The 18046-nt window shown below is 45.6% G+C and carries 14 protein-coding genes and 1 rRNA gene; all 15 read left to right on the forward strand.

Annotated elements, in window-relative coordinates; translation table 11 throughout:
* Window positions 1–5: 5 nt before the first annotated feature.
* The 15 genes from rrf (at window position 6) to DUK53_RS15230 (ending at window position 17440) form a co-directional block, all read left to right on the forward strand.
* A 5S ribosomal RNA gene (rrf, locus tag DUK53_RS15160) occupies window positions 6–121 on the forward strand.
* A gap of 146 nt (window positions 122–267) precedes the next feature.
* Complete coding sequence (locus tag DUK53_RS15165; RefSeq protein WP_036094421.1) at window positions 268–726, forward strand: CtsR family transcriptional regulator; 459 nt, start codon at window positions 268–270, stop codon at window positions 724–726.
* 10 nt (window positions 727–736) lie between these two features.
* Window positions 737–1246, forward strand: a complete 510-nt coding sequence (locus DUK53_RS15170) for a UvrB/UvrC motif-containing protein (RefSeq protein ID WP_036094418.1) — start codon at window positions 737–739, stop codon at window positions 1244–1246.
* A complete protein-coding gene (locus tag DUK53_RS15175; RefSeq protein WP_036094417.1) occupies window positions 1236–2264 on the forward strand; it encodes a protein arginine kinase in 1029 nt (342 codons plus the stop codon). Before DUK53_RS15170 ends, DUK53_RS15175 begins: the two co-directional genes overlap by 11 nt.
* A 28-nt stretch (window positions 2265–2292) precedes the next feature.
* Window positions 2293–4818 (forward strand): ATP-dependent Clp protease ATP-binding subunit, encoded by a 2526-nt coding sequence (locus DUK53_RS15180; protein ID WP_052165061.1) that lies wholly within the window; start codon window positions 2293–2295, stop codon window positions 4816–4818.
* A 132-nt stretch (window positions 4819–4950) separates the two neighbouring features.
* Entirely contained in the window at window positions 4951–5955 is a 1005-nt protein-coding gene (locus DUK53_RS15185) for an aldo/keto reductase (protein ID WP_036133340.1), read from the forward strand.
* Between the two features lie 109 nt (window positions 5956–6064).
* Window positions 6065–8665, forward strand: a complete 2601-nt coding sequence (gene ppsA / locus DUK53_RS15190; protein ID WP_036133343.1) for a phosphoenolpyruvate synthase — start codon at window positions 6065–6067, stop codon at window positions 8663–8665.
* A gap of 144 nt (window positions 8666–8809) precedes the next feature.
* Window positions 8810–10183 carry a DNA repair protein RadA gene (gene radA / locus DUK53_RS15195; RefSeq protein ID WP_036133346.1) on the forward strand — a complete coding sequence of 458 codons (1374 nt, stop codon included), beginning with the start codon at window positions 8810–8812 and terminating at the stop codon, window positions 10181–10183.
* 211 nt (window positions 10184–10394) lie between these two features.
* On the forward strand, window positions 10395–11900 hold the full coding sequence (locus DUK53_RS15200) for a glycosyl hydrolase family 28-related protein (protein WP_077917931.1): 1506 nt from the start codon (window positions 10395–10397) through the stop codon (window positions 11898–11900).
* A gap of 13 nt (window positions 11901–11913) precedes the next feature.
* Window positions 11914–12924, forward strand: a complete 1011-nt coding sequence (locus DUK53_RS15205; RefSeq protein ID WP_052165062.1) for an acyltransferase family protein — start codon at window positions 11914–11916, stop codon at window positions 12922–12924.
* 171 nt (window positions 12925–13095) lie between these two features.
* Complete coding sequence (locus tag DUK53_RS15210; protein WP_036094407.1) at window positions 13096–14169, forward strand: PIN/TRAM domain-containing protein; 1074 nt, start codon at window positions 13096–13098, stop codon at window positions 14167–14169.
* Between the two features lie 24 nt (window positions 14170–14193).
* Window positions 14194–14889 (forward strand): 2-C-methyl-D-erythritol 4-phosphate cytidylyltransferase, encoded by a 696-nt coding sequence (gene ispD / locus DUK53_RS15215; RefSeq protein ID WP_036094406.1) that lies wholly within the window; start codon window positions 14194–14196, stop codon window positions 14887–14889.
* Window positions 14886–15359 carry a 2-C-methyl-D-erythritol 2,4-cyclodiphosphate synthase gene (gene ispF / locus DUK53_RS15220; RefSeq protein ID WP_036094404.1) on the forward strand — a complete coding sequence of 158 codons (474 nt, stop codon included), beginning with the start codon at window positions 14886–14888 and terminating at the stop codon, window positions 15357–15359. The genes ispD and ispF overlap by 4 nt, the downstream gene beginning before the upstream one ends.
* Before the next feature lie 13 nt (window positions 15360–15372).
* On the forward strand, window positions 15373–16845 hold the full coding sequence (gene gltX, locus DUK53_RS15225) for a glutamate--tRNA ligase (RefSeq protein ID WP_036133349.1): 1473 nt from the start codon (window positions 15373–15375) through the stop codon (window positions 16843–16845).
* Window positions 16846–16957: 112 nt separating this feature from the next.
* A complete protein-coding gene (locus tag DUK53_RS15230) occupies window positions 16958–17440 on the forward strand; it encodes a GNAT family N-acetyltransferase (protein ID WP_077917930.1) in 483 nt (160 codons plus the stop codon).
* The last annotated feature ends 606 nt before the right edge of the window (window positions 17441–18046 follow it).

Consider the following 18046-nt stretch of genomic DNA (forward strand, 5'->3'; position numbering starts at 1 on the left):
CATTGTCTGGTGGTTACGGCGAAGAGGTCACACCCGTTCCCATCCCGAACACGGAAGTTAAGCTTTTCAGCGCCGATGGTAGTAGGGGGCTTCCCCCTGTGAGAGTAGGTCGTCGCCGGGCAATGTACATATTTTGAAAACACTAAACGATATAAGGTTTGGTGTTTTCTTTTTTTGAGAGCTAATTCTTTGCAATTAGGCTCTTTTTTTTAGTATAATTAAAGTCAAAAATAGTCAAAGTCAGTGCAATGAAAGGAGTGCATCCTTATGAAGAATATATCGGATATTATTGAGGCTTATTTGAAACAGGTTCTGGAGGCAAGTGAGGCTGTTGAGATTAAGCGGAGCGAGATGGCGGATCAGTTTCAATGTGTGCCTTCGCAGATTAATTATGTGATTAATACGCGCTTTACGATGGAACGTGGTTATTTGGTTGAGAGTAAGCGTGGTGGTGGTGGCTATATTAGGATTATTAAGGTGAAGATGAATGATAAATTACAGTTGTTAGATGCCATTATTGTGATGGTGCATGAGAAGAAGGTGTCGCAGAACTTTGCGGAGGATGTTTTACTCAGATTGTTGGAGGAAGAGGTTGTTTCGAAGAGAGAGGCGCGTTTGATGCTGGCTGCGATGGATCGGAATGTGATTGCATTACCTTTACCGGAGCGTGATATTATTCGAAGTCGGATGCTTGAGGCGATGCTTGAGGCATTGAAATACGAGTAGGAGGCGTTTTATGATTTGTCAGAGTTGTGGGGAGAATGAGGCGAATATTGAAATTAGGCATGAGTTTAATGGCCAGACTTTCTCGGTATTTTTGTGTAAGGGGTGTGCGGAGGCGCAGAGTATGGCTTATATGGAGGAGCAGGTGGCTGAGAATAGTGTGGACTTCTTGAGTTTATTGCAGAAGACGCCGGAAAAAGATGTCGAGATGCTGGAGTGTGAGTATTGTGGGATGTCTTTACAGGCGGTGATGGATTCTTCTAAATTAGGCTGTGAGCATTGTTATGGTAAGTTTGCGGAGAATGTGATGCAGATGGTGGAGCGGGCTCAAAATGGGAATAAGGGGCATGTTGGGAAGGTTCCGCTGGCTGAGAAGGAAGTTTTGGCGGTGGAGGAGCAGTTGCGGGTTTTGCAGGACCGGATTGTTTCACTGGTTGCTGAGGAGGCTTTTGAGGAGGCTGCGGTTGTTCGGGATCAGATTAGGGCTTTGAAAGAGGATGGAGCTGGTTTGGATGGGGAATGAGCATTTATTTGAGCCAGTGCTGAGTTCTTGGTTGAAGTCGGACGGGCCGGAGAGTGATGTTGTAATTAGTTCGCGAGTGAGGTTGGCTCGGAACTTTAAGGACTGGAATTTTTCTGGGGCTGGTTTGGAGCTTTTGGAGCGGGTTCGTGAGGTGTTTGGTGATGATGAATTTCCGCTTTTGGAGATGGGGGATTTGTCGTTGTTGCAGCGCGGGATGTTGGTGGAGCGGCACTTGATTAGTCCTGAGATGATGCGTCGGCATGAGTTTGGTGCGGTGATGATTAGCGAGGATGAAAAGGCGAGTGTGATGTTTAATGAGGAGGATCATATTCGGATTCAGTGTTTGGCGCCGGGGCTTCAGTTGGAGCAGGTGTTGGATGCGGCTTTTAAGTTGGATGATGCGTTTGAGGGGAAAATGCCTTATGCTTTTGATAAGCGGTTGGGGTATTTGACGACGTGTGTGACGAATGTTGGGACGGGTCTGAGGGCTTCTGTGATGGTGCATTTGCCGGGATTGGTTGCAACAAAACAGTTACAAAAAACGATAGAAGCGATTAGAAGGTACGGTTTTGTGGTAAGAGGAATGTATGGGGAGGGAAGTCGGCCTGCGAGCAGTATTTTTCAAATCTCAAACCAGGTGACATTGGGGAAGACGGAGCTGGAGATTGTGCAGGATTTGTCGGATGTGATGGAGCAGGTAATTATGCAGGAACGGGTTTGCCGAACCAAATTGAAACAAAAATTCCATATTGTGATGGAGGACAGAATTTTCAGAGCATATGGGATGTTGAAACATAGTCGGATATTGGCGCAGAAAGAGGCTGCGGACGCTATTTCTGATTTGCGGCTGGGTGTGCAGATGGGATATATTGAGCATATACCTAGTCAAAAGGTCAATGAACTGATATTATTTTCGCAACCAGCTTTTTTACGAAAGTTTGCGCAGCGGGATATGAATGAATTGGAAGAAAAAGTGATTCGGGCTGCGGCTATCCGAGAAATTTTGGATACATACTAGGCTTCGAAAATTAGAGGAGGAAACTACCATGATGTTTGGGAGATTTACACAAAGAGCGCAGAAGGTATTGGCTTTGTCACAGGAAGAGGCTATGAGATTGAAACATAGCAATTTGGGAACGGAACATATTTTGTTGGGATTGGTTCGTGAGGGTGAGGGTATCGCTGCGAAGGCGTTATATGAGCTTGGAATTAGTTCGGACAAGGTGCAAAAGGAAGTAGAGAGTTTGATCGGCGAGGGTGAGACTGCTGTTCAAACGATTCAATATACGCCGCGTGCGAAAAAAGTGATTGAGTTGTCGATGGATGAGGCGCGGAAACTTGGTCATACGTATGTTGGGACGGAGCATATCTTGCTTGGCCTGATTCGTGAGGGTGAGGGTATTGCGGCTCGTGTGCTTGGAAATCTGGGTGTGAGCTTGAATAAGGCGCGTCAACAGGTATTGCAATTGCTTGGTGGCGGGGACGGGGCGGCTTCTGGTCGTTCGACGAATACGCAAGCGACGCCGACTTTGGATAGCTTGGCGCGGGACTTGACGGTGATTGCACGGGAAGAGAATTTGGATCCTGTGATTGGGCGTTCGAAGGAGATTCAGCGTGTGATTGAGGTGCTCAGTCGCCGGACGAAGAATAATCCGGTTTTGATTGGGGAGCCTGGTGTTGGTAAAACGGCGATTGCGGAAGGGTTGGCGCAACAAATTGTGCATAATGAGGTGCCGGAGACGTTGCGCGGGAAACGTGTGATGACGCTCGATATGGGAACGGTTGTCGCTGGAACGAAATATCGTGGTGAATTTGAAGATCGCTTGAAAAAGGTGATGGACGAGATTCGCCAAGCTGGGAATGTTATTTTATTTATTGATGAATTGCATACGTTGATTGGTGCTGGTGGCGCGGAAGGTGCGATTGATGCGTCGAACATTTTGAAACCTTCGCTTGCTCGTGGTGAGTTGCAATGTATTGGTGCGACAACGCTTGATGAGTATCGGAAGTATATTGAAAAGGACGCAGCGCTTGAAAGACGTTTCCAACCGATTCGTGTCGAGGAGCCAACTGTGGATGAGTCGATTCAAATTTTGCGGGGGCTTCGGGATCGTTATGAGGCGCATCATCGGGTTGCGATTACGGATGCTGCGGTTGAGGCTGCGGTTAGATTGTCGGATCGTTATATTTCGGATCGGTTCTTGCCAGATAAAGCGATTGATGTGATTGATGAGGCGGGTTCGAAGGTACGTTTGAAGGCTTATACGACGCCGGCAAATGTGAAGGAAATGGAATCGAACTTGGCTGAATTGAAAAAAGAGAAGGATGCGGCGGTGCAAGGTCAAGAGTTCGAGAAAGCTGCGTCATTGCGTGATAAGGAACAGCGGTTAAGACGTGAGCTTACGGAGAAGAAGAAGGATTGGCATGCGAAACAAGGTCAGGATAATAGTGAGGTAACGGAGGAGATTGTTGCTGAGGTTGTGGCAAGTTGGACGGGTATTCCGGTTACGAAGCTAGGCGAGACGGAGACGGATAAATTGTTGAATATGGAGTCTTTACTTCATAAGCGTGTAATTGGTCAAGAGGAAGCTGTTAAGGCGGTTTCTCTAGCTGTGAGACGTGCGCGTGCGGGGCTTAAGGATCCGAAGCGTCCGATTGGTTCGTTTATCTTCTTAGGACCTACTGGTGTTGGTAAGACGGAATTGGCGCGAGCGGTTGCTGAATCGATGTTTGGTGATGAGGAAGCGATGATTCGGATTGATATGTCGGAGTATATGGAGAAATTTTCGACGGCGCGTCTTGTTGGGGCTCCTCCAGGCTATGTTGGTTACGAAGAGGGCGGCCAGTTAACGGAGAAAATTCGCCAAAAACCTTACTCGGTTGTACTTTTAGATGAGATTGAAAAAGCGCATCCTGATGTGTTTAATATGTTGTTGCAAGTGCTCGATGATGGGCGTTTGACGGATTCTAAGGGGCGGGTTGTGGATTTCCGAAATACGGTTATTATTATGACGTCGAATATTGGGGCTCAGGAGCTGAAGGATGATAAGTCGGTTGGCTTCAACGTTTCTGATATGACGAAGGACCATAAGGCGATGCAGCACCGGATGTTGCAGGAGCTTAAAAAGGCATTCCGTCCTGAGTTTATTAACCGGATTGATGAATCGATCGTTTTCCATTCGCTGGATGATAAGGAATTGAAACAAATCGTGACATTGCTTACGGAACAGTTGACGAAGCGTCTTGGCGAGCGCAATATCCATGTGAGTTTGACGGAGAGTGCGAAGGCTAAAATTGCGAAGGATGGTTATGATCCGGAGTATGGTGCGCGTCCGTTGAAACGGGCGATTCAGAAAAATGTCGAGGATCGTTTGTCGGAAGAGTTGTTGCGTGGAACGGTTAAAGTTGGTGATACGGTCGTGATTGGGACTAAAGCTGGTGAATTAACGGTTCAGGTGAAGGAGAAAAAGAAAGCAGCGATTCCTAAGAAGAAAACGACGACAACAGCTACGAAGGCAAAAGCGAAGGCGAAACCTAAAGCAAAGACGGCTAAGCCTGCTAAATCGGAGTGAGTGAAATTTTGAAAAGTGATGGGAATCTGAAACTGGGTTCTCATCGCTTTTTTATTCTTTTTGCTTGTGTTGGAGTGGACTTTAAGGTTTATACTTGATGAGATGAAATAACTTTTTTGGAGGGGAATATAGATGGAGTATGTGAAATTTGGTAATACGGGTATGGATGTTTCGCGGATTTGTTTGGGTGCGATGGGATTTGGTGATGTGGAGAAGTGGACGCATAAGTGGGTTTTGGATGAGGAGCGTAGTCGGCCGGTGATTAAGAAAGCGCTTGATTTAGGGATTAATTTTTTTGATACGGCGAATATTTATTCGATGGGTGAGAGTGAGAACATTCTTGGGCGTGCGCTGAGAGATTATGCGAATCGGGATGATATTGTGTTGGCGACGAAAGTGCATCAGATTATGCGTCCTGGGCAGCCGAATGGTGGCGGGCTTTCTCGGAAGGCAATTTTGAGTGAGATTGATCATAGTTTGGAGCGGTTGGGGACGGATTATGTGGATTTGTATATTATTCATCGTTGGGATTATGATACGCCGATTGAGGAGACGATGGAGACGCTGCATGATGTGGTGAAGTCGGGGAAGGTTCGGTATATTGGGGCGAGTGCGATGTATGCGTGGCAGTTCCAGAAGGCGCAGCGTGTGGCGGAGCGCAATGGTTGGACGAAATTCGTTTCGATGCAGAATCATTATAATATGATTTATCGGGAGGAGGAGCGTGAGATGGTGCCGTTTTGTCGGGATGAAAAAATTGCGTTGACGCCGTATAGTCCGCTTGCTTCTGGTCGTTTGACGCGTGATTGGTCGGAAACGAGTCTGCGTTCGGAGACGGATCAGGTGCAACATTCGAAATATGATGGGATGATGGAATCGGATCGTGGAATTGTGGAGCGATTGGCGGAAGTTGCGGTGAATCATGGTGTGACGCGGGATAAGATTGCGCTCGCTTGGTTGTTGAATAAGGATCAAGTCGTTGCGCCGATTGTTGGTGCACAAAAAGAAAGCCATCTCGAGAGTGTGGTGGCTGCGCTTGATATTGAGTTGACGCTTTCTGAGATGCGTTATTTGGAGGAATTGTATGTACCGCATCCTTTGGTTGGACTGATTCCAGATCCGAAAAGCGTTTTGTGACCTTTCCTTACTTTAATTATAGCATGAAAAAAAGTAATAATATAGACTGTTTATTCCTAAAAATTACTGCTAGAATGAAGCGTATAGTAACGGCGAGGAGAGATGTATGATGGGTGAATTGGTTCTCGGTTTTCAGGAGATAGAGGAGTCGCAGCTTTTTTTAGTTGGTGGAAAAGGATTGAATCTGAGTAAACTAGCAAAAATGGACGGGATTCGTGTGCCGGAAGGTTTTTGTGTTACAACGGTGGGATTTCAGAAGACTGTTGATGAAAATGAGCGGTATCATGATTTAGTGGGGCGTTTGGATTCGCTCCGTGTGGATGATCGAGAGCAAATTGGCGAAATCAGCGGCGAGATTCGGGAGCTTATTGTCGGGTTAGAGATTCCTCGGGATATTTCGCGAGCTGTGACGGATTACATTTCTAAGTTTGGCGCGGAGCATGCGTATGCGGTTCGTTCTAGTGCGACGGCGGAGGATTTGCCTTCTGCTTCTTTTGCGGGGCAGCAGGATACGTATTTGAATGTGATTGGTGTGGACGCGATTTTGCAGCATATTAGGAAGTGTTGGGCGTCTTTATTTACGGATCGGGCGGTTATTTATCGGATGCAAAATGGGTTTGATCATCGGGGTGTTTATTTGTCGGTGGTCGTTCAGCGGATGGTTTTTCCAGAGGCTTCGGGGATTTTGTTTACGGCTGATCCGATTACTGCTGACCGAAAAGTGGTGTCTATTGATGCGAGTTTTGGATTGGGGGAGGCGCTGGTTTCTGGATTGGTTTCGGCGGATTCTTACCGGGTGCGTGACGGTGCGGTTATTGAAAAGGTGATTGCGACTAAGAAGCTGGCTATTTATGGACTCGTGGCTGGTGGGACAAAGACGCTGGAATTGGATGTGGCGCAGCAGCGGATGCAAACGTTGACGGAGGCGCAGATTTTGGAATTGGCGCGGATTGGGCGGTTGGTTGAGGCTTATTTTGGGTGCCCGCAGGATATAGAGTGGTGTTTGGTCGGGGATGATTTTTATATCGTGCAAAGTCGTGCGATTACGACGCTTTATCCGATTCCGGAGGCGGGGGATCAGGGGAATCATGTGTACGTGTCTGTTGGGCATCAGCAAATGATGACGGATGCGATGAAGCCGCTAGGTTCGGATTTTTATTTGATGACGACGCCTGCGCCAATGTGTGTTGCTGGTGGACGATTGTTTGTTGATATTACGGGGATGTTGGCGACTTCGGCGGGGCGTGATAATTTGGTGAATAATTTGGGGCAGTCGGATCCGTTGATGAAAGATGCGTTTGAGACGATTATAGCGCGTGATTTTATTAAGGCTGTGCCGGGTGATGTGGCTGCGCCGAGTGTTGACGTGGAGGTTTCTGACGTGTTTGAGGCGCGGATGGAAAATGATCCGGAGGTTCCGGCGGCGTTGATGCGGGATAGCGAGGCTTCGATTGCGGAGTCGGCGCGTGAAATGGAGACGAAATCGGGGACGGATGTTTTTGATTTTATCGTGGCGGATTTTCAGGTGTTGAAGCAGTATTTGATGGATCCTCGGAGTAGCGCGGTTTTCATGACGGCGATGGAGGCTTCGGCTTGGCTGAATGAAAAAATGGAGGCGTGGCTGGGTGAGAAGAATGTGGCGGACGCGATTTCTCAGTCGGTGCCGAACAATATTACGTCGGAAATGGGATTGGCGTTGTTGGATGTTGCGGATAGGATTCGGCCGTTTCCGGAGATTGTTGCGTATTTGCGGGATGTGACGGAGGAGGACTTTTTGGCTGAATTGGAGCGTTTTGATGGTGGGTCGGAAGTCGTGGATACGATTCAGGATTATCTCCGTAAATATGGGATGCGTTGTGCGGGCGAGATTGATGTGACGAAAGCGCGCTGGATGGAGAAGCCGACGACGCTGATTCCGATGATTTTGAGTAATATTAAAAACTTTGAGGCTGGCGCGAGTGTGGAGAAATTTGAGCAAGGTCGGCGCGAGGCTTTGGACAAAGAGCGGAATGTTTTAGAGCGGTTACGCGTTTTGCCGGATGGTGCGTGGAAGGCGGGTGAGACGGAGCGTGTGATTGGTCTGATTCGGAATTTTATGGGCTATCGGGAGTATCCAAAATATGCGATGATTAGTCGGTATTTTATTTATAAGCAGGCGTTGATGCGGGAGGCTCGGAAGTTAGTGGAATTGGGGATTCTTCGTGATAAGGAGGATGCGTACTATCTTCATTTTGAGGAGTTTCGTGATGTGGTTGCGACGCGTGACGTGGAATATCGGGTAATTGAGGAGCGTAAGGTTGCACATGAAGTGTATGAAAAACTGACGCCGCCGCGGATTATTACGTCGGATGGAGAGGTTATTTCGGGTAGTTATGCGCGTGAAAATATGCCAGAGGACGCGATTGTTGGATTGCCGGTTTCGGCGGGGACTATTGAGGGGCGTGCGTGGGTTATTTTGAAGATGGAGGATGCGGATTTGGAGGCTGGCGATATTTTAGTCACGGCTTTCACGGATCCTAGTTGGACGCCGCTTTTTGTGTCGATTAAAGGACTGGTTACGGAAGTTGGCGGGGTCATGACGCACGGTGCGGTGATTGCGCGGGAGTACGGATTGCCGGCAGTTGTTGGCGTGGAAGGGGCTACAAAACTGATTCAAGATGGACAGTGGATTCGTGTGCATGGAACGGAAGGTTATATTGAGATATTGTAAAAATGGGAGGCGTGATTGCCTTCTTTTTTTGCGCGAAAACGGGAGAATCAGGCTTGGAAATGGAATTTTGATGTTGGGTGATTTTTGTGGTGGGAAGTGTGGTAGAATAGGGACAGATATGAAATTTGGAAGGTGATTTTTAAAATGGCAAAAGCGAAGCGTAGTGTGAAATTTATGTGTCAGGAATGTGGATATGAGTCGCCGAAATGGATGGGGAAATGCCCGAATTGTGGGGCTTGGAATCAGATGGTGGAGATGCTCGAGCCGACGAAAAAGGGGCGCTCATCGTTTACGCATACGGATGAAGCGGCTGCGGCTGTGCCTATTACGAAAATTACGAGCGATAATGAACCGCGGTTTTTGACGCAGATGCCGGAGCTTAATCGGGTGTTGGGTGGCGGGGTTGTGCAGGGTTCGATGGTGCTTGTTGGTGGGGATCCGGGAATCGGGAAATCGACGTTGTTGCTACAGGTTTCGGCGCAGTTGACGACGACGGGAAAACGGGTGCTTTATATTTCTGGTGAGGAATCGGTGAAACAGACGAAGTTGCGGGCGGAGCGGTTGCTTGTGACGGGGGATAATTTGTATGTGTACGCGGAGACGAATTTGGAGGCGATCCAGCAGACGATTCAGCATGTGAAGCCGGATTTCGTGATTATTGATTCGATTCAGACGGTGTATCATCCGGATGTGACGAGTGCGGCGGGAAGTGTGTCGCAGGTTCGAGAGTGTACGGCGGAGTTGATGCGAATCGCGAAGGGCGGCAATATCGCGGTATTTATCGTGGGACATGTGACGAAGGAAGGCGCGATTGCTGGGCCCAGGATGTTGGAGCATATGGTGGATACAGTGCTTTATTTTGAAGGCGAGCGGCATCATGCGTACCGAATTTTGCGGGCGGTGAAGAACCGGTTTGGATCGACGAATGAGATCGGGATTTTTGAAATGCGCGATATTGGATTGGTGGAAGTCGCGAATCCGTCGGAGGTTTTCTTGGAGGAACGGCTGGACGGGGCTTCGGGCTCGACGGTGGTTGTTTCGATGGAGGGCACGCGGCCGATTTTGGTGGAGATTCAGGCGCTTATTTCACCGACGATGTTTGGGAATGCGAAACGGATGGCGACGGGGATGGATCACAACAAGGTGTCGCTGATTATGGCGGTGCTTGAGAAGCGGGTCGGTTTGTTGTTGCAAAATCAGGATGCTTATTTGAAGGCGGCTGGCGGTGTGAAACTGGATGAGCCGGCGATTGATTTGGCGGTGGCGGTGAGTATTGCATCGAGTTGTAATGATAAGCCTACGAAAAGTACGGATTGTTTTATCGGTGAGATCGGCTTGACTGGTGAGATTAGACGGGTGTCGCGGATTGAACAACGCGTGCAAGAGGCTGCGAAATTAGGCTTTAAGCGGATCTTTATTCCGGCGAACAATCAAGGGGAGTGGAAGCTGCCGAAAGATGTGAGTATTATTGGGGTGACGACGCTTGGAGATGCTCTGAGTAAGGCGTTGCCGAAGTAATTTTAGCTGAAATTTAAATATATTATTATACTTCGAAATATGAAAAAGGCTCCTGTTGTTTACAGGTGTCTTTTTGTCGTGCATATAATTTATCAAAGTTCATGAAGTTGTCACAAAACTAGAGCCAGAAGTATAAATATAGAGAAAAGGGGTCGTAGTACTAAAAATATGTATATGTTATGTTTAAATTGTTACATAGAATAATTTATGGATGGAGCGAGCGATTATTATGGTTTTGATTAATGTAAAAGATATAGGCGCCGTTGGGGATGGGGTAGCAGACGATACAAGTAAAATTATAGAAGCGATAAGCATGCTACGTAAATCTTCGTGGACGGGTCTAGAGGGTGGAGGTACTCTGTTCTTTCCGGCAGGGAAATACAGAGTCACAAAAACGATACGATTTGTGAATCATGGTATAGAAATAATCGGAGAACAGGCGGTAAATACGTTAATAATTCCTAGTAATAATTTTGTTGGAGATACTGTATTTGATTTCGCTTTTAATGGTGATGAGACGGAATGGAATTGGAGCTATATACGAAATATTAGAATTCGCAATCTTGGTTTTTTGGGGAAAGAAAGTTCTGTATTAGCTAATCCGCCAGATATGATTCGAATGGATAAAGGCTATGACTTAAATAGGTTTGAGAGTTTATATTTTGAAGATATTTTTAGTACAGCTATAAAATTAATTAATACTATTGGTGTGTCCCCAACGGAAACTGTGGGGCAAGGAACTACTATTCAAGACCTAATGATAATCAATAAGACGGAGAAACTTTCTAAGGCTACAAAACCACTCATTTCAATGGAGAATCAGAATGAGTGTTATCTAAATACAATTAAAATATTAGCTGGTGATAAAAGCTGGTCTGAGTATCCTAAAAGAACAGGCCTACAATTAGCAGGTTGTCAAGGCATCACATTACAAGCCAACTCATTTTCAATCATGAGTTCTCCCGCCATTTTGATTACTACTGCTAAAACGAATTATCAAACGCAATGTAAAGGTATATTTATTGGATCAAATACATTTGAAGATATTAAGGAAGAGGCCATCAGCATACTGGGGGAGCCTGATATTACGACGAGTGGTGGAGAGATATTACGATACAATAAAATGGAGAATGTAGTTATATCTGAAAATAGGCATTATGGTCTGAGAGGAGAATATCCAATTAAGGTAAATTATGCCGTGGATATCATCATTCGTGACAGCGTTCCTATTACATTGGGAAGTGAGGCTAGGAAAACACTTATTTATAATAATCAGGCACAAAATATTTTAGATAAAGGAGTCGCTACAATTATTTACGGTGCTTTTGATGATGGTTCTTCTCAGAATTGGACGGTTCAAAATGATGTTTTATTAAATAAAGTGAATCCAGGCATTACACTTCAAGAAAAAGCGGCAAATCAAAAGTTTATATTAAAAACTGGCTATAAAGGCGTTGCAAAATATGGTTTCGACTTTAAACACATCCATAGTAATGGTCAAGAAGCTTCCATACTGGCTTGGAAAGATATTGTTTTGTCTATCGACTTCATGTTTAAGATGAATCCTAGAACTGCACTTCCAGCAGCAAAAGAAGATAAACAAGGCTCACTTTGTTTTATAAAAGCAGATGCTACAAAAGGTGAAACGAAAGATTCTTTATATATTTGTATGCAAGATGGTGGAGTAGGTATTTATAAATGGAACAAACTCATGTGAGGGAAGTGGAGTAATGGCTCAACGACTGACTTGGATAGATAATTTAAAAGCGTATGGGATAATTTTAGTTGTTATTGGTCATTCTATTGTACTGTCAGCAGATTATGCATACACGGGGTTACTGATGAAACTGATTTATTCTTTTCATATGCCATTGTTCTTTTTTATCTCAGGATTTTTATTCCGTGGGAAAGGGACTGGGAATTATTTTTATAAAAAATGGAAGACTTTACTTGTGCCATATTTTGTGTTTCAGATTATTTCTGTGGTTTTTATTAATAGTTTTTATTATGTTACAACGGGGCAATTGGAACGGGATCCTTTAAGTACATTGCTAAGTATTTTCTACTTGAATGGTAGTGTCGGGTGGAATGCGCCGTTATGGTTTTTAGTGGTTTTATTTATCCTAGATGTGTTGTATTATTTCTTTAGTAAGTGGAGTAAACGAACAGGGATACAAATGCTACTTGTTTTGTTGAGTTGTATAGTTGGCTGGTTGCTGAGTGAGACGGGTATCAAATTCCCATTTGGATTGCAGATTGTGTTTTCTTGTTTTCTGTTTTACTACTTAGGAAACATGACGAAGAAGTATAAAGTGTTAAAATTATTATCAAGAAACTTGGGCGTGTATACGTTGATTGTAACGTTAGCTGGTAGTTTTCTCGTTGGAAGTATGTTCTGGCTTAACGGGTCAAGGCTTGTCAGTATGTATGATAATTATTTTGGGACGAATTATGTGCTTTTTGTATTAACTGCTTTAAGCGGGATTGTGTTTTCTGTATTGCTTTTTCAAATGGTACAGGAAACGGGCATTTTTACGATATTTGGAAAAGAGGCTATTATTCTCCTTGGAACGCAGTATTTTGTTTTACTGGGGTTTGATACGGTTTGCAGAATGATTGGCATCTATTCGCCGGTAGTGTATTATTTGATTATAAAAGTAGTTTTTATTGTAGCGGGATATATGATGAGCTTATATATATGGGAGAGAATAAGGTCGAGGCGAGAAGTTGTGATGAAATAGAATACTGTTTCTTTAGTGATGCGGAATCTGGAAAATGATTTTGTGTCACTATTTTTGTGAACTTTACAGGGCCTTTTATTTTCTACTCGTTTTAATTGCCGTAGGGGCTTTAAGTAGTGTAGAATGAAGGGGTATGAACATAAATAGAAAGATGGGAAAGGAGGAGAAATAATGCTGAAATGGGTAATTAGAATTTGTTTTATGATTATTGGCGGTACGATCGGCGTGATTAGTTTGCCTGAACTTTGGGAAGCTGTTGGTGTGGATCATATTTTTGTCATTAATAATCCTTATACAGACGCTTTGGTTGGTGCACTTATATTTTATCTTATTACTTTTTGGGCGGTGAAGTATGTTGTTGCTGCTCTGAACTGGTTGGAGAATGGGCTTACGAGCACTTCTAACACAGTGATTATTTATGGCGGTCTGGGGCTTATGATTGGTTTAGTGCTTGCTTTTTTTGCGGGAAATGCATTGACGCAGACAAAAATTCCGATTTTGAATTCGGTTGTGCCGATTATTTTGACGCTGGTGCTTGGGTATTTGGGCTTCCGGGTTGGGATTAGTAGGCGCGCGGAATGGGGCAACTTATTTGCGAATCGTGGTGTGAAGAAGAAGACTCCTGAGGAAGTGAAGGAAGAGGCTACGGCAGCGCGTGAGTATAAGATTCTGGATACGAGTGTCATTATTGATGGCCGGATTGCGGACATTTTGGCAACAGGATTCCTTGACGGGACGATTGTGATTCCGTTGTTTGTTTTGGCGGAGTTGCAGCATATTGCGGATTCGTCGGATACATTGAAGCGGACGCGTGGTCGTCGTGGTTTGGATATTTTGAACCGATTGCAAAAAGAGGAATCGATCAAGGTCGAGATGTATGAGGGCGATTTTGAGGAGATTTCGGAAGTCGATAGCAAACTTGTGAAACTGGCAAAAGTGATGCAAGGGAAAGTCGTGACGAATGATTATAACTTGAATAAGGTTTGTGAGTTTCAGAATGTCGCGGTTTTAAATATTAATGACTTGGCGAATGCGGTGAAACCTGTCGTGTTGCCGGGTGAGAAGATGACGGTTCTCGTTGTGAAGGACGGTAAGGAGCACAATCAAGGTGTGGCTTATTTGGATGATGGCACGATGATTGTTGTTGAGGATGGTCGCAAGTTTATTAATGATACGATTCAGGTGGAAGTAACAAGTGTGTTGCAGACTTCTGCTGGTCGGATGATTTTTGCAAAACCGGCTTAATTTGGACTTTAGGAGTAATGCTAGATGAAATATGAATTGATTCTTTTGGCCGCGGGTCAGGGAAAACGGATGGAATTGGGACGGAATAAAATGTGGCTGGAACTTTCGGGGCATGTTTTGTTTTTGCATACGATTCGGACGTTTTTAGAGGATGATGCTTGTTGTCGAATTGTCGTTGTGGTCAAGGAAGATGAGCTTGCGTATGTGCAGGAAATGGTTAATGCGCTTCATGTGGAAAAGGAGATTTTGATTGTGATGGGAGGCTCGGAGCGACAGTATAGTGTGGCGAAGGGGCTTGCGGAATGTGGTCAAATGGCGGACGTTGTGTTGGTGCATGACGGGGCGCGGCCTTTTGTGGATCAGGCGATGATTGATCGGTTGTTGGCGGACGTTGCTGTGCATGGCGCGACGATTTGTGGGATGCCTGTGAAGGATACGATGAAACGGGTGCGTAATGGTATGGTGGAAGAGACGATTGACCGCTCGGTGTTATGGCAAGTGCAGACACCGCAAGCTTTTCGGACGGAAATTTTGAAGCAGGCGCACGAAATTGCGGCAGCCGCGGAATTTTTAGGAACGGATGAGGCGAGTTTGGTGGAACGGCTTGGTGTGACGGTTCATATGGTTGAGGGCAGTTACAATAATATGAAGGTGACGACGCCAGAGGATGTTGCTTTTGCGGAAGCGATTTTGCAGGAGAAATGGAGGAATCGGGTATGATTCGAGTGGGGCAAGGGTATGATGTGCACCAGTTAGTGGAAGGCCGCAAGTTGATTATTGGCGGGATTGAGATTCCGTATGAAAAAGGTTTGCTGGGGCACAGTGACGCGGACGTGTTGTTGCATACGGTGACGGACGCGGTGATTGGTGCGGTTGGCAAACGTGATATTGGTCATTTTTTCCCGGATACGGATATGGCTTATAAGGATGCGGATTCGGCGGAATTGTTGCGTGTTGTTTGGGCGGAGATTGAGGCGGATGGCTATAAGTTGGGCAATATTGATTGTACGATTATAGCGGAGAAACCGAAAATGGCGCCTTATGTGGACGCGATGAAAGCTCGGATTGCGGAGTTGCTGCACGCGACGCCGGAACAGGTGAACGTGAAGGCAACGACGTCTGAAAAATTAGGATTTACAGGGCGTGGCGAAGGAATCGCAAGCCTTGCTGTTGTACTTTTAGAAAAATAAAGGAGTGGTAAATATGAGTGGAGCTAAAAAAGTGCGTGTTCGTTATGCGCCAAGTCCAACGGGGCATTTGCATATTGGGAATGCGCGTACGGCGTTATTTAATTATTTGTTTGCAAGACATAATGATGGGGATTTCGTGATTCGCATTGAGGATACGGATTTAAAAAGAAACATCGAAAATGGTGAGTCGAGCCAGTTAGAGAATTTGGCGTGGCTTGGTATGGATTGGGATGAAGGCGTTGATAAGGGCGGCAAGTATGGTCCTTATCGTCAAAGTGAGCGTCAAGAATTATATAATCCGCTGATTGAGCAAATTGTTTCAGAAGGCAAGGCGTATAAGTGTTATTGTACGGCTGAGGAGTTGGAAGCAGAGCGCGAGGAGCAAAAAGCGAACAGTATGATGCCTCGTTATAGTGGGAAATGCCGTCATTTGAACGCGGAACAACGCGCGGAAAAAGAAGCGCAAGGTTTGGAGCCAAGTATTCGTTATGCGGTACAACCTGGCAAGACGTATACATTTAATGACATGGTGAAAGGCGATGTATCGTTTGAATCAGACGGTATTGGTGACTTTGTTATCGTGAAAAAAGACGGGATTCCGACGTATAATTTTGCGGTAGCGATTGATGATTATTTGATGAAAATGACGCACGTATTGCGCGGTGATGATCATATTTCGAATACGCCGAAGCAGTTGATGATTTATGAAGCGTTTGGTTGGGAGCCACCGGTATTTGGCCATATGACGCTAATTGTGAATGAAAGCAAGCGTAAATTGAGTAAGCGTGATGAGTCGATTATTCAATTTATCGAGCAGTATAAAGATTTGGGTTATTTGCCAGACGCGTTGTTTAACTTTGTGGCGATGCTTGGTTGGTCACCGGAGGGCGAAGAGGAAATTTTCACGAAAGACGAGTTTATCAAAATTTTCGATCCGAAGCGGTTGTCTAAATCGCCGGCGTTGTTTGATACGCATAAGTTGACGTGGGTGAATAACCAATATGTGAAAAAATTAGATTTGGATCAAGTGGTGAATTTGAGTTTGCCGCATTTAGTGAAGGCAGGCGTTGTTTCGGCGACTGCTGACGCGGATGAATTGGCTTGGGTTCGTAAACTTGTGGCACTTTATCATGAGCAAATGAGTTATGGCGCGGAAATCGTGGAGCTTTCGGCGATGTTCTTCACGGATGACGTGACGTTTGATGCGGAAGAGAAGGAAGTTTTGGCGGGAGAGCAGGTTCCGGAGGTTTTGGCGGCGTTTAAAGAAGAAATGGCAACGATTGAGCCGTTTGCTGCGGATGAAGTGAAGGCTGCGATTAAACGTGTGCAAAAAGCGACGGGCGCGAAAGGTAAGGGCTTGTTCATGCCGATTCGTATTGCGGTTACTGGCGAGATGCATGGTCCGGAATTACCACAATCGATTGAAGTTTTAGGTCGTGAAAAAGTCGTGAATCGCTTAGAAAATCGTTTGAATGAAGCGAAATAGTATTTTTGAGGGAGGCTTATCCATTTTTGTGGGTAGGTCTTTTTTGCCGGTGAGATAGCTGAAGATAGTGTATAATCAGATTGTTAGAAAATCAGCTTTGGGGGTATGGCGAATGACAGAGAGAATATTGGAATTTAGATATGCGGTGGAGCGGGATGTGCCGCTTATTTTGGAGTTTATTCGGGAATTGGCGGATTATGAGGAGATGCTGGATCAAGTCGTGGCGACGGAAGAGATGTTGCGGGAATGGCTTTTTGTGAAGGAGAAGGCGGAGGTTATTATCGGGGAATATGATGGGGAAGCGGTTGGATTTGCGTTGTTTTTCCACAATTTTTCGACATTTCTTGGGCGAGCGGGGATTTATTTGGAGGACTTGTATGTTCGACCTACTGTGCGCGGAAAGGGATTTGGGAAGGCTTTTTTGAAGCGGTTGGCGGAGATTGCGGTGGAGCGTGGATGCGGGCGGTTGGAATGGTGGTGCCTGGATTGGAATCAGCCGAGTATTGATTTTTATTTGGCGATGGGCGCGGAGCCGATGGAGGATTGGACGGTGTATCGGATTGCTGGGGGTACGCTTGTGGAATTGGCGAAATGAGGAATGATTTTAAAAGTAATTTTTGATGGCGGTGGGTGTGCTTCTGTGGTACAATGATTCTTAATAAGTTAAAATGTTGATGAGAAGAAGTAGGAAATATGGCGGCTTCATAGAGAGAGCTACGTTGGCTGGAAGTGGCTTAGCGCGCGTATTCTGAAATGCATCTCGGAATCTTTGCGGGAAAATTGGAGTATCGCAGAGCGGTGACTGACCGTTATTCAATTGAGATAGGTTTAGGTGATAGATTCTTAATGTGAAACATGGATGGGGCAGGGAACTTCTTTAAAGGGAAGGGAGCGCCGAATGATGTTTTCACGCAAATCGAGCGAAAGCGTTTGAAGTCAGTCAGCTTTTCGAAAGCCGGAAGCGGAGCGTACTTGCGTACGTGATAACTGAAAACAGGGAGGGGTAGTTTCCCCGACCATGTGAGAAGTTATGCGAAGCGCAGCGTAGAAGAACCGGAAGTTCGGAAAGCTGGCTGAGTGCGAACGCTTGTCGCCGATTACTAAGAACGGACCGCTAAACTTGAATCAGAGTGGAACCACGCGAAGACGTCTCTGTTGAGGGGTCTTTTTTTGCGTTTTAATTCGGAGTAGATGAGGGGGG

Source organism: Listeria sp. SHR_NRA_18, assembly GCF_003856515.1.
GTDB classification, from domain to species: domain Bacteria; phylum Bacillota; class Bacilli; order Lactobacillales; family Listeriaceae; genus Listeria_A; species Listeria_A newyorkensis.

What these genes read in the sequence shown, in the direction of transcription:
- DUK53_RS15165 (WP_036094421.1), top strand. Translation starts at nt 268, where the DNA reads ATGAAGAATATATCGGATATTATTGAGGCTTATTTGAAACAGGTTCTG.
- DUK53_RS15170 (WP_036094418.1), top strand. Translation starts at nt 737, where the DNA reads ATGATTTGTCAGAGTTGTGGGGAGAATGAGGCGAATATTGAAATTAGG.
- DUK53_RS15175 (WP_036094417.1), top strand. Translation starts at nt 1,236, where the DNA reads ATGGGGAATGAGCATTTATTTGAGCCAGTGCTGAGTTCTTGGTTGAAG.
- DUK53_RS15180 (WP_052165061.1), top strand. Translation starts at nt 2,293, where the DNA reads ATGATGTTTGGGAGATTTACACAAAGAGCGCAGAAGGTATTGGCTTTG.
- DUK53_RS15185 (WP_036133340.1), top strand. Translation starts at nt 4,951, where the DNA reads ATGGAGTATGTGAAATTTGGTAATACGGGTATGGATGTTTCGCGGATT.
- ppsA (WP_036133343.1), top strand. Translation starts at nt 6,065, where the DNA reads ATGGGTGAATTGGTTCTCGGTTTTCAGGAGATAGAGGAGTCGCAGCTT.
- radA (WP_036133346.1), top strand. Translation starts at nt 8,810, where the DNA reads ATGGCAAAAGCGAAGCGTAGTGTGAAATTTATGTGTCAGGAATGTGGA.
- DUK53_RS15200 (WP_077917931.1), top strand. Translation starts at nt 10,395, where the DNA reads ATGGAGCGAGCGATTATTATGGTTTTGATTAATGTAAAAGATATAGGC.
- DUK53_RS15205 (WP_052165062.1), top strand. Translation starts at nt 11,914, where the DNA reads ATGGCTCAACGACTGACTTGGATAGATAATTTAAAAGCGTATGGGATA.
- DUK53_RS15210 (WP_036094407.1), top strand. Translation starts at nt 13,096, where the DNA reads ATGCTGAAATGGGTAATTAGAATTTGTTTTATGATTATTGGCGGTACG.
- ispD (WP_036094406.1), top strand. Translation starts at nt 14,194, where the DNA reads ATGAAATATGAATTGATTCTTTTGGCCGCGGGTCAGGGAAAACGGATG.
- ispF (WP_036094404.1), top strand. Translation starts at nt 14,886, where the DNA reads ATGATTCGAGTGGGGCAAGGGTATGATGTGCACCAGTTAGTGGAAGGC.
- gltX (WP_036133349.1), top strand. Translation starts at nt 15,373, where the DNA reads ATGAGTGGAGCTAAAAAAGTGCGTGTTCGTTATGCGCCAAGTCCAACG.
- DUK53_RS15230 (WP_077917930.1), top strand. Translation starts at nt 16,958, where the DNA reads ATGACAGAGAGAATATTGGAATTTAGATATGCGGTGGAGCGGGATGTG.